This window comes from Microbacterium gorillae, assembly GCF_000826185.2.
Taxonomy (GTDB): Bacteria; Actinomycetota; Actinomycetes; order Actinomycetales; family Microbacteriaceae; genus Microbacterium; species Microbacterium gorillae.
This window is the reverse complement of record NZ_LN648875.1, coordinates 1,427,895-1,442,610: the sequence shown is the minus strand read 5'-3', so window position 1 is coordinate 1,442,610 and position 14,716 is coordinate 1,427,895. Positions and strand designations below refer to the sequence as shown.

Genomic DNA, 14,716 nt, shown 5'->3' with positions numbered 1-14,716 from the left:
AAAGCATCCGATCGGCGAGTTCTGGGGCGCGGGCTCGCCCACCCTCGCCGGCAGCTATTTGCTGCTTGGTGACGGCGCTGGAATGCCGTGGGCCGGTGACGAGGGTGCACGGCGGTCCGTGCCCGGGAACCGTCCCAAGGACATCGCACCAAAGGTGGCAGCGCGGTGGCAGTTGCGCACCGCTGGGTCGCGATACCGCGTCGATTTCGCCCCGATTGGCGGGCGTCGGCGGGAGGACACCGTGTTTCGCCGACCGAAGGACACCGTGTTCATCGACGGATGCTTCTGGCCCACCACTGGGGCCTGGGCTGTCTCGCAGTTGGCTGGCGTGCTCTCCGGTCTCGGGAGCACGAAGATCCGGCGGCGATCACCTAGTCATCGCCGCCACCTATCGCCGCGTTCCGGACTGTCCACCGAAGCTCCGAGTAGTTCGTGTCGAGCCCAAGCCGAGGTTCACCGATCCTGAGGTCTTCACGAGGCCATTTCCTCCGTCAGTTGTGCCGGGGAGTCCCCAGTACGGCCAACTCGCATTTGGAGCCCAGCTGGTCGGCAGGTCGAACGGCTGCATCACCCCGCACAGGACGGATGAGCGTCATGGGCTTCGAGGATCGTGATGCGAGCCCCACATCACGAACGGCTCGGCTCGCGAGACCGAGGGCGGTCGTCCTCTCCACCGCTTGCCACCGCCCGCGTGGTGACTGACGTGTTGGACCCAGGCTCCGGTGACGTCAGTCGAAGCCGCCGCCTCCGCCGGGGAGGCCGGGGGGCATGTCGCCGGGGGCCATGTCCACGAAACGGGAGTAGTGGCCCTGGAAGGCGACGGTGATCGTGTCGGTCGGGCCGTTGCGGTGCTTGGCGACGATGAGGTCGGCCTCGCCCGGACGGTTCTCCTTGTCGTAGGCCGACTCGCGGTGCAGCAGGATCACCATGTCGGCGTCCTGCTCGATCGAGCCGGACTCACGCAGGTCGCTGATCGCCGGCTTCTTGTCGGGGCGACCCTCGGCACCACGGTTCAACTGTGACAGGGCGATGACCGGAACCTGGAGCTCCTTCGCGAGCAGCTTCAGCGCACGCGAGAACTCCGACACCTCCTGCTGACGCGACTCGACGCGCTTGCCGGAGGACATCAGCTGCAGGTAGTCGATCACGACCATCTTGAGCCCGGCGCGCTGCTTCAGGCGGCGGCACTTGGCGCGGATCTCGACGAGCGTCATGTTCGGGCTGTCGTCGATGTACAGCGGGGCGTCGTTGATGCGCCCGCGGGTGGATGCGACGGCGGTCCAGTCGCGGGAGTCCAGCGTGCCCTTGCGGAGGCTCTGCAGATACAGGCCGCCCTCGGCGGACAGCAGGCGCATCGCGATCTCGGCGCGGCCCATCTCGAGGGAGAAGAAGATGGTGGGCATGTCGTTGCCGATGGCGGCGGACCGCGCGAAGTCCAGCGCCAGCGTCGACTTACCCATGGCGGGACGGGCGGCGACGACGATCATCTGGCCGCCGTGCAGGCCGTTGGTCAGCTCATCGAGCTTCGCGAAGCCGGTCGGCACACCGGTCATCGACCCGTCGCGACCGCGCGCCGCCTCGATCTCCTCGAGGGCCGCATCCACCGCGATCGTCAGCGGGACGTAGTCCTCTGCCGCCTGCTGACCGGTGACGCCATAGATCTCGGACTGCGCGGTGTTGACCAACTCGGTGACATCACCTTCACCGGCGTAGCCCATCTGGACGATGCGCGTGCCGGCGTCCACCAGGCGACGCAGCAGGGCACGTTCGGCGACGATGCCGGCGTAGTACCCGGCGTTGGCCGCGGTCGGGACGATCGAGGTGAGCGTGTGCAGGTAGTCCGCGCCGCCGGCGCGCTGGAGGTCGCCGGTCTTGATCAGCTCGTCCGTGACCGCGACGACGTCCGTGGGCTCACCGTGCGAGTAGAGCGAGAGGATCGCCTCGTAGATCACCTCGTGCTTGGGGACGTAGAAGTCCGTGCCGCGCAGCGACTCGATGACGTCCGCCACGGCGTCCTTCGACAGCAGCATGCCGCCGAGAGTGGACTGCTCCGCCAGCAGGTCGTGGGGCGGTACACGATCGGGCTCGCGAGAACCTCCGTAGCGATCCTCGGAGATGTCGGCGATCGACACGTGCACTCCTCCCCCTGCCCGCAGCGCGGGCGTGACCTTCGGACGGGCGGGAACCCGTCGCTGATGACCCGGGATGCTCCTGCGCTGATGGCATCACGAGCCACCGACATCCGCCGGTCAGGCGGGTCGCGCGGGGGCGCTTCGCGGGTCGCCAGCAACGTTAGGAGCCGGGTTCCCGCAGGTCAATCCAGCCTGTGGATAACCATGTGGAGAGATTGCGAGAAACGCCGCCGCACCTGTGGACAGGACCTGTGGAAAACTGGGGAGAACGTCTTCGACGCCAACTTTTTTATTGCCTCTGACCTGGTGATAAACACCCCTCACACGGTGTGAGCGAATATTCTTGAAGTGTGTGTTGAGGGTTCGGGCGTGTCACCGGGGGCCTGTGAACAATTCGGGGGAAAACTATTTTCCCCGCCTGCTCGAATGAGCATCCCGTAGCCCCGTCGTGGACCTCACCGAGCGTCCCACTCGGACCACTGCCCGGGGCGGACCGAGTGGGCCCGAACCTACGTCGCGGACGGCGACGGAGCCGGGGATGCGGACGTGGGTGGCGTCGGGTCCGGGGACGCGCCCGGTGTCTTATACACATCTGACGCTGCCGACGAATGGCGAGGGGATGATGGNGACCTGCTGAACAAGGCCATCTGGAACAGTTACCCGCTGCCTGTCGCCCCGATGACGACGAACGGCGAGGCTAAGGCGTCCCAGGTGGAGGCTCCGAAGCCGCCGTTCCTCCGCGTGCCCAGCCAGGCCACCGGCTCGGATCCGACCAACGCGCCAGAGCCCTCCGCGACGCCGACATCGACCCCGGACCCCAGCGCGTCCCCGCACCCCAGCGCGTCCCCGGACCCGACGCCACCCACGTCCGCATCCCCGGCTCCGTCGCCGTCCGCGACGTAGGTTCGGGCCCACTCGGACCACTGCCCGGGGCGGACCGAGTGGGCCCGAACCTACGTCGCGGACGGCGACGGAGCCGGGGATGCGGACGTGGGTGGCGTCGGGTCCGGGGACGCGCTGGGGTGCGGGGACGCGCTGGGGTCCGGGGTCGATGTCGGCGTCGCGGAGGGCTCTGGCGCGTTGGTCGGATCCGAGCCGGTGGCCTGGCTGGGCACGCGGAGGAACGGCGGCTTCGGAGCCTCCACCTGGGACGCCTTAGCCTCGCCGTTCGTCGTCATCGGGGCGACAGGCAGCGGGTAACTGTTCCAGATGGCCTTGTTCAGCAGGTCCCGCGTCGGGACGATGATGCCCTCATCGTTGGGCTGTATCCGCGTCTTCTCGTCGGCGCTGTGTTTGCCGTAGAGGTTCAGCGGCTTGCCGCGATCGGTGTACAGGAGGACGTGGTCGATGAGCGCGCCGTTCTCGTCGTAGGCGAAGATGTTCCCGATCTGGTCGCCGTCGTAGAGCAGGCCATCGGTCGAGCTCCCACTGTCGACGTACACCGTCTCGGGCGACGCCCAGATGCTGAGCGCCGGGATGAGTGCGAGAACACCCACGACGTTGGCCGCCGTGCGGAGGTGGCGCCAGCCGTTCTTCGGGAGCCACCGGCCGCGTCCCCACTGCATGCTCACCAGCAGGATGACGGCGAGCACCAGGAACCGCACGAGCGAGAACCCCCGGAGGTCATACGGCCAGATCAGGGTGGTCACCAGGAAGTAGATCACCAGTGCGCGCACCACCCACCAGATCGGTCGCAGCGCGATCCCGGCGTCGATCAGCCAGGCACCGAACCGGGACCGGCGGAAATCCGCGATCAGGTCCGCCTCCCAGGCGTTCATCCGCTCCATGGCACCAGGCCCCTTCGGCGGGGTCGTGCGCTCCGGGAGTCCGGCTGCCGTCCGCAGTTCGCGGGCGTAGTGGACCGGATCCCCCGGATCGAAGGAAGCGCCGTCGTCGTGCGCCTGGTCGGTGAGGTCCGCGACGAGACCGCCGACGAGGTCTTCGACCTCGTCCTCGGGAAGGTCGGAGAGCTCGGCGCGGACCGCGGTGTCGAACGCCGCGATCAGCGCGGTCGGGAAGGTGGAGGTGTCGTTCATCGCTGCGCTCCCACATCGGATCGAGGCTGGGCTGAAGCGGACGCGTGAGGGTGGAGGAGGCCGGACATCGCCTCGGCGAACCGTCCCCAGGTGTCGGTCTGCGCGTCCAGCATCCGACGTCCTTCCGGGTTGATCGCGTAGTACTTCCGGTGCGGTCCACCGTCGGAGGGCACCACGTAGCTGGACAGCGCACCGCCGGCATAGAGCCGTCGCAGCGTGCCGTAGACGGAGGCGTCGCCGACCTCGCCGAGGCCCGCGTCCCGGAGCCTCCGGACGATGTCGTACCCGTAGCCGTCCTCGGTGCGCAGCACTGCCAGAACGGCGACGTCGAGGACGCCCTTGAGCAGTTGCGTCGTATCCATCGCGCCCCTTCGTCCGCTGTCTTGCACTGGACGCTACCACGCGGTGCACAGTAGTACGACAAGCGCGCATGCGCGTGTCGTCGCCAAGAACCCGCGAAACACCCAAGCACGTCCGGGACGCCGCGCAACGCGGGGTTTCTCGGACGTGCTTGGGTGTTTCGCGGAGGGGGAGGGACTGGGGGGTGACGTAGGCGGCGAGGCCCTCGATGCCGTACTCCAGGCCGAGGCCGGAGTCGTGGCGGCCGCCGAAGGGGGCGACGTGGTTGGACGCGAAGAAGTTCACGCCCACCGAGCCGGTGTCGATGCGGCGGGCGACGGCGAACGCGGCGTCCTCATCCGTGCCGAACACGATGCCGCCGAGGCCGAACTCCGTGCCGTTGGCGATCGCGACGGCGTGGTCGACATCGTCGGCGCGCAGGACGGTGATGACCGGCCCGAAGATCTCCTCGCGAGCGATCGCCATCTCGGGCGTCACGTCGGCGAACACCGTCGGCGCGACGTAGGAGCCGCCGGGGATCGGTGGCTCGGGGGTACCACCGAGCACGGCACGCGCGCCCTCGGCCACACCGGAGCGGAGGTAGCCGACCACCGACGCACGCTGCGCCTCGGTCGCGACCGGACCGAACACCGTGTCCGGGTCCAACGGGTCACCGACGCGGCCGGCGCCGATGGTCTCGGTGATCATCGCCACGACCTCGTCGTAGTTGGCCGGGGTCGCGATGATGCGCGTGGAGATGTAGCAGGTCTGCCCGGTGTTGCGCATGCTGCTGCGGATCAGGCCCGGCGCGATGGCGGCCACGTCGGCGTCCGGCAGCACGATCGCGGCGGACTTGCCGCCGAGCTCCAGGGTGACCGGACGCAGCAGCTCACCGCACGCGGCGGCGATCTTCCGGCCGACCGGGGTGGAACCGGTGAAGGCGACCTTGTCGACGTCCGGGTGACGAACCATCAGGTCGCCCACCGCACCGTCACCGGTGATGAGGTTGATCACACCGGCGGGGATCCCCGCCTCGTCGGCGGCATCCAGCAGGAACCGGATGGACAGCGGCGTCGGGCTCGCCGGCTTGATCACGACCGTGCAGCCGGCCACCAGCGCGGGCGCGAGCTTGATCACGACGAGGTTGATCGGGAAGTTCCACGGCGCGATCAGCGCGCACACGCCGATCGGGTCCTTGGCCACCACGGTCTCCTGAGCAGCACCACCGCGGAACGGACGGACGTCGTCCGCCTCGAGCCACGAGGACAGGTCCGCGAACGTCCGGAGGATCCCGGCGGCGTTCGCGGCCGCGCCGGCGGTCTCGGCGACCGGGGAGCCGTTCTCCAGCGTGTTCGTGACGGACAGCTCGCCGGACCGACGCTCGATCGCGTCCGCCATGCGGCGCAGGGCGTCGGCGCGGTCGGACGGCGTCCACGCGGACCACTCCGGCAGCGCGGCGCGGGCGGCGCCGACGGCGGCATCCACCTCGGCGGGGGTGGCGACGGGCGTCGAGCCCCACTCCTCCCCCGTCGCCGGGTCGACGACCGCGATGCGACGGTCGCCGGACGCCGGGACGGACGCGCCGCCGATGCGGAAGTCCGTCACGTGCGTGTACGGCAGGGTCGCCGCAGCGTCCCGGTGCCGGGACCGCATCACCTCGACGTCCACGACCGCAAGCTCGGCGACGGTCACGACAGCAGCTCCGTCTTCAGCAGCGCCTCAGAGCGCTCCAGGTCCGCGAGCGCCATCGCGACGGCGGCCTCGGTGAGCAGCTCGGGCACGATCTCCGCGCGCAGCCGCGCGGTGTACTCGGCCGGGGTCAGCTTGAACCACCCGGACGCGAGCGCGATGCCGGTGGGCGTGAAGCGCCACAGGCGATCGGCGTCCCGGACCAGGCTGTCCTCGATGGAGTACGACTCCGGACGGGTGTCGTGGCCGTCGATGATGCGGGTGACCCGCTCGATGAACGCGTCGTCGTAGCCGAGACCGGGCAGCACCTCGCGGGCGATCTCGCAGCCGTGCCGCTCGTGCTCGAAGCGGACGTCGGCCTTGCGCCAGTCGCCACTGAAGCCCTCGTCCAGGATGCGGTTCTCGTCCACGCGCGCCCAGCCGGTGTCGTGCAGCAGGATCGCGACGCGCACCACGAGGGCGTCCGCCTCCGGGTAGGCGTCACACAGGCGCTCGGCGAACGCGAACGAGATGGGCAGGTGGATGTCGTTGGACCGAGCGCGGGACTCGGTGACGATCGAACGCCAGAGCGGATCGAGGTCCGACGCGGCGCCATCGGCGTGGATCGGCGTGGTGTCCACGGCGATCGTGGTGGGAACGGTCATGGGGTCACTCCTCAGACGGCGACGGCGACGGCGATGTCGACGACGGACTTCTTCAGGGGCACGGACGTGTCCGCGGCAGCCGCGGCCGGGATCGTCTGGCCGCGCGAGATCGCGTGCCGGATCGCCAGGAACTCGGCGGGGTGGTTGACGCAGTCGGCGGCGATGAGCAGTCCGTCGCGGTAGTAGAGCACCGTGAACTTCTCGTTCGCGGGCTCGCCGCGCAGCACGATCTCGTCGTACCCGGTGGACAGGCCGGCGATCTGCAGCTTCACGTCGGCCTGGTCGCTCCAGAACCACGGCACCGAGCGGTACGGCGCCGGACGACCGAGCAGCGTCGCGGCGGCGACCTTCGCCTGCTCGACGGCGTTGTTCACGCTCTCGATGCGGACGGTCGGCAGCGAACCGCGCTCATACGGGTTCGGCATGATCGTGCAGTCGCCCGCCGCGACGGTGAGGCCGTCGCTGGTGAGGGCGTGCTCGTTCACGACGATGCCGCCGTCCACGTTCAGCCCGAGCTGCTCGGCGAGCTCGACGCGCGGCAGCACACCGACGCCGATCACGACGATGTCGGCGGGGATGACGGTGCCGTCCTCCAGCTCGACACCGGTGACGCGGCCGTCGTCGCCGACGATGCCCGCGATCCGGGCGTCCAGCACCACGTTCACGCCACGGCGGCGGTGCGCGTCGAGGTAGAACGCGGACGTGTCCTCGGACACCACGCGGCCGACCAGGCGCGGCGCGTGCTCCAGCACGGTCACGGCCTTGCCGACGACGCGGCTGCTGGCCGCGGTCTCCAGGCCGATGAACCCGCCGCCGATGACGACGACGTGCTCGGCCTCGCGCAGGTGGGGCTCGAGCGTCAGCGCGTCATCCGCGTCGCGGAGGTAGTAGATGCCGTACAGGTCGGAACCGGGCAGGGTCAGCTTGCGCGGCGAAGCGCCGGTCGCGAGGGCCAGACGCGTGAAGGTGATCAGGCGTCCACCCGCCGTGCGGGCGGTGCCGCCGAGACCGTCGCGCTCGATGTGCACGATGGAGTCGCCGCTGATCAGCTCGATGTTCCGGTCCGCGAACCACTGCCGCGAGCGGAGGATGACGTCTTCCGGCGTCAGTTCGCCCTTCAGCCAGCCCTTGGACAGCGGCGGACGCTGGTACGGGCGGTGATTCTCCTCGCCGACGAGGACGATCGGGGCGGTGTCGCCGAGGTCGCGGAGAGAGGTGGCCAGCTGCACGCCGGCCTGCGACGCTCCGATGATGAGGGTCAGGTCCCCGGACATGTCACACCTGCTCTTCCGGCGTGGTCACCCGGTAGACGGTGTCCTCGGCCAGCTTGATCTGGCAGGACAGGCGCGAGTTGTCCTCGCGGTCGCAGGCGGTGCCGTCGAGCATCTCGTCCTCGAGGTCACCGGGACCGCCGACGAGGGCGAAGGTCTCGTCCGAGACGAAGACGTGGCACGTGGCGCAGCTCAGGCTGCCGCCGCACTCGCCGACGATGCCGGGCACGCCGTTGCGCACGGCGGTCTCCATGATCGAGTCGCCGACGCGACCGTCCTGCTCGGTGACGGTGCCGTCCGCGGCGGTGTAGATGACGGTGCTGGTCATGAGAATCTCCTGGGTTCTGCCGGTCAGATGAACTGCCGGCCGCCGTCGACGACGACGGTCTGTCCGGTCACGAACGCCCCCGCGGGGGAGGCGAGGTACAGCACGGTGCCGACGATGTCGTCCGGCTGAATGGGGCGGCGGATGGAGCCGCGGTCGACGCCGTAGTTCTCGGCGTCGTCGATCAGGCCGTGGCTGGCCTCGGTGAGGGTGAAGCCGGGGGCGACCGCGTTCACGGTGATGCCGCGCGGGCCGAGCTCCTTGGCCAGGACTCGCGTGAGTCCGATCACGCCGGCCTTGCTGGCGACGTAGTGCGCCCACTGGGCAGACCCGCTGAACACCGTCGCGGAGGCGATGTTGACGATGCGGCCGTTCTCGCTCAGCAGCGGCGAGACAGCGCGCGCCACCTGCCACGGGCCCTTGAGGTTGACCGCCATCACGCGGTCCCACTCGCGCTCGTCGAGTTCCTCGAACGGGGCGCGGGTGAGGGTGGCGTAGATCGCGGCGTTGTTGATGACGACGTCGATCCGGCCGTCCCCGGCGGCCGCGGCGGCTGCCGCGAGCGCGTCGGTGGAGGCGCGATCGGTGACGTCCACGGTGACGGCGATGGCGGGCACCGCCGCGGAGAGGGAGATCTCCGCGGCGGTGCGCTCGGCACCGGGTCCGTCGATGTCGGCGACCACCACGCGGTCGCCCTGCGCGGCGAACGCCTTCGCGAAGGCGGCGCCGAGTCCCTGCGCGCCGCCCGTGACGAGGACGGTGCGCACGCGCGTCGGGTTCTCTGTGATGGTCACGGCGGGCCTCAGTCCTCGAGGATGGTGACGGTTCCGGTGCCGCCGTCGACGCGCAGGCGCTGGCCCGTGCGGATCTCGACGGAGGCGGTTCCGGTGCCGGTCACGGCGGGCATGTTGTACTCGCGGCAGACGATGGCGGCGTGGCTCATCATGCCGCCGATGTCGGTGACGGTCGCGCGGATCTTGCCGAAGATCGGACCCCAGCTGGGCGCGGTGACCGGAGCGACGAGGATGTCGCCGTCCTGGACCTCGCTGAGCTGATCGGCGGACGAGATCACGCGGGCGATGCCCTCCGCGACGCCCGGCGAGGCGGCCATGCCCTTCAGCGTGCCCTCGGGAACGTCGCCGGCGCCGAGCCAGTTGGCGATCTGGTCGTCGGTGATGCCCCACAGCATGAGCGTGAAGGGCTCGGTGATGACCTCCGGCGGCGTGTTCAGCGCGGGCTGCGGACGCTCGGTCTGCAGTGCCGCGACGATCGCGCGGCGACGCTCGACCTCGGCCGGCCAGTAGTCCGGGCCGATCGCCGGGGCACCGACCATCCAGCCGTTGACGTAGTCGAACAGCGCCTCGCGGACCTCGTCGCGACGGAGGTAGAACATGTCGTTCTTCTCGGTCCAGAATCCGGCGTCGTGCAGCACGGCGGACAGCTGCCGGGCCTTGCGCCAGAACACGCCCATCGTCCAGTGCTCGATGTGGAAGTTGTGGTTCTCCACGTACGGGTAGACCGTGCGGGCGAGGCCCAGCTTGCCGCGGAACTGCGCAAGCTGGTCGCCGGACAGGAGGTCGGCGTACTCCTCGGTGATCCGGTCGCGCTCGGCGACCAGCTCGTCCACGTGGCGATCGATGTCCGCGCCGTTCAGCAGCAGCTCGATGTAGTTCTTGATGAACCCGAGCGGCAGCGTCGGCACGTCGCGCCAGTACTCGTCGTGGGCGTAGAAGCCGTTGCCGGTGGTGAAGTTGAACCACGGGTCCTGCGCGCCGTTCCACGCCTCGATGAACGCGGCGCCCTGCGGGTGCGCGTCGATCTCGGCAAGCGTCACGTCGGCATCGCTGACGTCGGCGAACAGGCTCACCAGGCCGTCGCGCACGGCGATCTTGGCGAGGTTCTTCAGCTCGTCATCCGGACGGAACAGCTCCATGTCCACGCCCTGCACCATCGTGGCGATGGCGAGGTCGGAGATGCGCGGGAAGACCTCCTTGCAGAACATGAACAGGTCGAGGTACGCGACGTAGCCGAGGTTCAGGAACTCGAAGTGGTACTGCCAGGCACGGTAGGTCAGCGCGATCAGGCGGTCGTAGTCGGCGAGCAGGTCGGTACCCGGACCGACGCCGCGACCCTCCAGGACGGACTCGATCGCGATCGCGTCCGGCAGCGCCGTGAACTCGATGGTCTCGAGCTCGTCGATGACCTCCTTGAGCTTGCGGTGCCAGTTCTCCAGCAGCGAGTCCCAGTTCTCGAAGTAGTGCCCGGCGCGCTGCATGAACTGCGGCACGCGGGCCTCGATCTCGGCCGGGTTCACCGCGACCGGGGACATGAAGACGTACCCGTTGTGGATGCGGTACTCGATGCCGTTGGCGGTCGGGATGAGCAGCTGACGGGCGTTGTACTGCCCGAGGCAGCCGACCGCGTACTCGAAGCCGATCGTCTCGAACGGCTTGGTGACGGTGGGCCAGTGCTGGCTGTCACAGAACCAGAACTTGCCCTCCTCCACCTCGCGGCGGTTGTCCTGGAACACCAGGTTGTAGGCGTAGAGGTCCTTCCAGCCCTCGGCACCCGCGGGAACGGCCTGCTCGTAGGGACTCGGGAATGACTTGCGCACGGTCGTGGCGACGGTCGGCTCTGACACGTTGCGTCCTTTCTTCGGTTTCTGTGTGGCGGTCGCTCAGCGACCGATCTGGGCCATCAGGGACTGGGTGATGCTGCTGATGCCGAAACCGCTGGTGCTGGTCGTGGCGGCCTTCGTCGACCAGACGGTCTCCGGACGGGACTGCAGCAGCAGCAGGCGTTCGGTCTCCGGCAGCGAGCGGTCGATCGCCCACTCGATGTCCTGCGGAGCGCCGAAGTGCTTCTCGGCGCGCTTGGCCATCGCGGCGATCGCCATGACCTCGCCGTCGGACAGGCAGCGCACCTCGCGCCGCTCCGGCTCGACCTCGCGCTCGACGACGGTACGGGCACCGGCGTCCGGCACCAGCTCGATGTGCTTGGCACCGATGTGCTCGCTCGCGATCGTGAGCATCACCTTGTCCACGTGCAGGTTGTCCGGAGTGACCTCGCCGGAGACGACGGTCTCGCCGAGGCCCCAGGCGGCGTCGATGACGATCATCGAGCGGTCGCCGGTGGACGGATCCAGCGTCATGGCGACACCGGCGGTGAGCGCGTCGACCATCTTCTGCACGGCGACCGCCATGGACAGACCCTCGTCCGGGATATCGTTCTTCAGGCGGTAGACGATGGCGCGGGACGTGTACAGCGACGCCCAGCAGCGGCGCACGTGCGCGGCGACCTCGTCGCGACCGAGCAGCCAGAGGTAGGTGTCCTGCTGGCCGGCGAAGCTCGCGTCCGGCAGGTCCTCGGCGGTGGCGGAGGAGCGCACCGCGACGGGCGTCTCGACCTCGAACCGGGCCTGCAGGGCGGCGAACGCGTCGCCGAACGCCGCGTGGATGTCGGCGGGGATCTCGCGACCCTCGATCTCGGCGCGGATGCGGGCGGACACCGCGTCGACGCTGGCGACGTCGTCCGCGTCGATGTCCGCGAGCAGCTTCGCGATCTCGGCGTCGAGGCCGGTCTCGCGGATGAACGCGGTGAACGCCGCGGTGGTCACCGCGAACCCGGGGGGCACCGGCATGCCGGCTTCGGTGAGCTGGCACAGCGACATGCACTTGCCGCCGAGGTCGTCCAGGCGCGCCTCACCGGGCTCGTCGAAGAAGCGGATGTAGGTGGACGTGGACATCTCAGGCCTCCCAGGTGACCGGAACAGTGGTGGGGACGCGGAAGGAGAGGTTCTCGCGGAACCCGATCTCTCCCTCGGCGAGGCGCAGCGACGGGACGAGCGCGGTGGTCTCCTCCAGCACGATGCGGTTCTGCAGCTTGGCGAGCATGTTGCCCAGGCAGTAGTGGATGCCGAAGCCGAACGAGATGTGGTTGCGGGCGTCGTCGCGATCGATGTCGAACGCGTCCGGGTTCGCGAACACGTTCTCGTCGCGGTTCGCCGACCCCATCACCAGCAGCACGCCGTCGCCCTCGGCGATCGGTACGCCGGCGATCTCGGCGTCTCGCGTGGCCTTCCGGCGCCACGCCACGATCGAGCCGCTGTAGCGCAGCACCTCGTCGGTGGCGGACGGAATGCGCTTGGGGTCCGCGACGATGGCGTCCCACGCCTCACGGTGACCGAGCAGCACGCGCACCGAGTTGGCGATCAGCGTCGTGGTGGTCTCGTGTCCGGCGAACAGCAGCGAGTAGCAGAGCGAGGCGATCTCGTGATCGGTGATCTCCGCACCGGCCTTCTGCGCCTCGACGAGGTCGGCGACGAGGTTGTCACCGCCGGACTCATGGGCGACCGCGACGAGGCGCTGGCACTCGTTCCAGTAGTCGACGAGGTTGTGCGCGTGCGGCACCTGCTGCTCGTCGTCCAGGTCTCCCCAGGTCATCGCGGCGCGGGAGTCGGACCACTTCTTGTAGGTCGGGACCATCGCCGGGTCCACCCCCAGGAGCGTGAGGATCGTCACGGTCGGGATGTCGTAGGCGATCTCGGCGAGGAAGTCGCCGGTGCGCTCCGGGTTGGCGAGCATCGCGGCCAGCGCGGCCCGCGTGTTCTCCCGGATCGTCGGCTCCAGCGCCTTGTAGCGGCGCGGCGTGAAGGCGCGCTGGGCGATGGCGCGCAGGCGGGTGTGGTCCGGCGGGATGCGGGCGGAGAGCCCCGAGTACGCGGTGAAGCCGCCGTCTTTCATGATCCGGCTCGCGGCCTCGCCGCGGGGCCGGACCGGAGCCTGAGCGTTCTCGCTGGAGAACGTCTCCCAGTCTTCGAAGACGGCGCGGACGTCGGCCCAGCGCGTCACGACCCAGAGGTCCGTCCGGTCATCGAAGTACACCGGAGCGTCGCGGCGCAGGTTCTCGTACGCGGGGAACGGGTCGGTCATCTGGAACGGCTCGTAGCCGTGGTGTCCCCCGGCGAAGGCGGTGTGGCCCACGGGGCAGGTGCCGGCCGCGGATGCCGTCGGTGCGGTCGATGAGGCCATGACGACTCCTTTGTGTCCAGGCCGCTGATGCGGCACGAATCATTGAACGATCCGAGATGTTCCGGTCGAAGTCGCCTTCCATTCAGTGGAAGCGGCTTCCGGGTGGGCGTCGTTTCTTCGGTGATCGGACGCGACCGGTGCATTCAGTGTTCGCGGCACGCCTGGATCGGTCGCCGGATGGCCGGATCCGTCAGGCCGACGGCCGGATCCGTCAGGAGCGGGCGGCCTCGCGGGCAGCCGTGGGCGTCAGGTGGAAGTGCGCCCGGAAGGCGCGGGAGAAGTGCTCCGGTGCCGCGTAGCCGACGGCCGCGGCGATGTCCGCGATGGGTCGGTCCGGACGCAGCGGATCGGTCAGCAGCTCGAGCGCGCGCTCCAGACGCTGCCGCGTGACGAATCCGGCCACGGTCAGCTCGGCATCCGCGAAAACACGACGCAGGTGTCGCTCACTGATGCCACTGGCGGCCGCGATCCGGCCGGCGGACAGGTCGTGGTCGCCGAGGTGTCCGCGAATGAACTCCTGCGCGGCCAGCACATAGCCGTCCGCCCCCGCGGCGCGCGGGTCGACCAGCCAGGTCTGCAGGTCCAGCAGTCGCTGCTCGAGGTCCTCATGCGATGCGTCCGGGTGGCGGAGCGCGTCCAGCATGAGACGTGCGGAGGTGCCGCTCCAGCGCCGCGTCTCGGCCGCATCCCGCAGCCGCAGCACGCGGGGAACCGGCACGCCCTCCTCCGCGATGCGACCCTGGAACACGGTACGCGGGACCTCCAGGATGACCTGGTGGTTGTCACCGCTGAAGCCGTACATGAACGGCGTGTCGGAGTCGTACACGACCGCGTCCCCGGCCCGGATCGGCTCGGCCCCGCGAGCGTGGTAGACGAACGCGTCGCCACGCAGCATCAGGCACATCATCACGGTGTCCACGGGTTTGCGGGCGATCGCGTCCGGCGTGCGCTCGATCACGTGCGTGTTGCCGACGATCTCGGTCAGGTGCGAGCGGCCCACGATGAGGTTGCGCTGCTCGGCCAGCAGTCCCTCCGCCGCGAGCGTGGAGGCGCGCAACCCGAACAGGGCCTGCTCGTTGTACTCCTCCCAGGCCCGCAGCCGAGCATCGGCTGGCATTGCCCGCGTCGCGAAACCGCGGGATGCCGGCGCGTTCTCCTCCGGCTCCGCTGCGGCGTTCGCAGGCACTGACGGCATCGGCACACCTCGGGTCTCGGTGCCGGGATTCTACCTGTCCACCCTGGAAATCGCG

General features: G+C 69.4%; 11 protein-coding genes and 1 pseudogene. 1 reads left to right on the top strand and 11 read right to left on the bottom strand.

What is annotated here, in order from left to right:
* Positions 1-82 precede the first annotated feature (82 nt).
* Positions 83-466, top strand: a complete 384-nt coding sequence (locus BN1193_RS18590) for a PDDEXK family nuclease (protein ID WP_407662122.1) — start codon at positions 83-85, stop codon at positions 464-466.
* A 262-nt stretch (positions 467-728) separates the two neighbouring features.
* Here the strand turns inward: BN1193_RS18590 and dnaB are convergent, their stop codons facing one another.
* The 11 genes and pseudogenes from dnaB to BN1193_RS16360 form a co-directional block, all read right to left on the bottom strand.
* A complete protein-coding gene (gene dnaB, locus BN1193_RS16415; protein ID WP_052460888.1) occupies positions 729-2,132 on the bottom strand; it encodes a replicative DNA helicase in 1,404 nt (467 codons plus the stop codon).
* Between the two features lie 2,032 nt (positions 2,133-4,164).
* Entirely contained in the window at positions 4,165-4,530 is a 366-nt protein-coding gene (locus tag BN1193_RS16405) for a PadR family transcriptional regulator (protein ID WP_094770646.1), read from the bottom strand.
* A gap of 187 nt (positions 4,531-4,717) precedes the next feature.
* Positions 4,718-6,160, bottom strand: a pseudogene (locus tag BN1193_RS16400) (aldehyde dehydrogenase family protein); the annotation flags it as partial.
* 35 nt (positions 6,161-6,195) lie between these two features.
* Positions 6,196-6,840 carry an HD domain-containing protein gene (locus BN1193_RS16395; protein WP_040168032.1) on the bottom strand — a complete coding sequence of 215 codons (645 nt, stop codon included), beginning with the start codon at positions 6,838-6,840 and terminating at the stop codon, positions 6,196-6,198.
* Positions 6,841-6,851: 11 nt separating this feature from the next.
* Positions 6,852-8,114: an NAD(P)/FAD-dependent oxidoreductase gene (locus BN1193_RS16390; RefSeq protein ID WP_040168031.1), complete on the bottom strand. Its 1,263-nt coding sequence runs from the start codon at positions 8,112-8,114 to the stop codon at positions 6,852-6,854.
* A 1-nt stretch (position 8,115) separates the two neighbouring features.
* A complete protein-coding gene (locus BN1193_RS16385) occupies positions 8,116-8,439 on the bottom strand; it encodes a 2Fe-2S iron-sulfur cluster-binding protein (RefSeq protein ID WP_040168030.1) in 324 nt (107 codons plus the stop codon).
* 23 nt (positions 8,440-8,462) lie between these two features.
* Entirely contained in the window at positions 8,463-9,230 is a 768-nt protein-coding gene (locus BN1193_RS16380; RefSeq protein ID WP_230206532.1) for an SDR family NAD(P)-dependent oxidoreductase, read from the bottom strand.
* 8 nt (positions 9,231-9,238) lie between these two features.
* A complete protein-coding gene (locus BN1193_RS16375; protein WP_052460887.1) occupies positions 9,239-11,077 on the bottom strand; it encodes a PEP-utilizing enzyme in 1,839 nt (612 codons plus the stop codon).
* A 36-nt stretch (positions 11,078-11,113) separates the two neighbouring features.
* Positions 11,114-12,181 carry a PEP/pyruvate-binding domain-containing protein gene (locus tag BN1193_RS16370; RefSeq protein ID WP_040168029.1) on the bottom strand — a complete coding sequence of 356 codons (1,068 nt, stop codon included), beginning with the start codon at positions 12,179-12,181 and terminating at the stop codon, positions 11,114-11,116.
* 1 nt (position 12,182) lies between these two features.
* The gene (locus tag BN1193_RS16365; protein ID WP_040168028.1) at positions 12,183-13,466 is read right to left on the bottom strand and encodes a cytochrome P450; all 1,284 of its coding nucleotides are present in this window, start codon (positions 13,464-13,466) and stop codon (positions 12,183-12,185) included.
* Positions 13,467-13,677: 211 nt separating this feature from the next.
* On the bottom strand, positions 13,678-14,661 hold the full coding sequence (locus BN1193_RS16360; RefSeq protein ID WP_096788228.1) for an AraC family transcriptional regulator: 984 nt from the start codon (positions 14,659-14,661) through the stop codon (positions 13,678-13,680).
* Between the last annotated feature and the right edge of the window lie 55 nt (positions 14,662-14,716).

Coding starts and splice junctions, on each gene's coding strand:
- BN1193_RS18590 (WP_407662122.1), top strand. CDS start 83: ATGCCGTGGGCCGGTGACGAGGGTGCACGGCGGTCCGTGCCCGGGAAC.
- BN1193_RS16405 (WP_094770646.1), bottom strand. CDS start 4,530: ATGGATACGACGCAACTGCTCAAGGGCGTCCTCGACGTCGCCGTTCTG.
- BN1193_RS16395 (WP_040168032.1), bottom strand. CDS start 6,840: ATGACCGTTCCCACCACGATCGCCGTGGACACCACGCCGATCCACGCC.
- BN1193_RS16390 (WP_040168031.1), bottom strand. CDS start 8,114: ATGTCCGGGGACCTGACCCTCATCATCGGAGCGTCGCAGGCCGGCGTG.
- BN1193_RS16385 (WP_040168030.1), bottom strand. CDS start 8,439: ATGACCAGCACCGTCATCTACACCGCCGCGGACGGCACCGTCACCGAG.
- BN1193_RS16370 (WP_040168029.1), bottom strand. CDS start 12,181: ATGTCCACGTCCACCTACATCCGCTTCTTCGACGAGCCCGGTGAGGCG.
- BN1193_RS16365 (WP_040168028.1), bottom strand. CDS start 13,466: ATGGCCTCATCGACCGCACCGACGGCATCCGCGGCCGGCACCTGCCCC.
- BN1193_RS16360 (WP_096788228.1), bottom strand. CDS start 14,661: ATGCCGTCAGTGCCTGCGAACGCCGCAGCGGAGCCGGAGGAGAACGCG.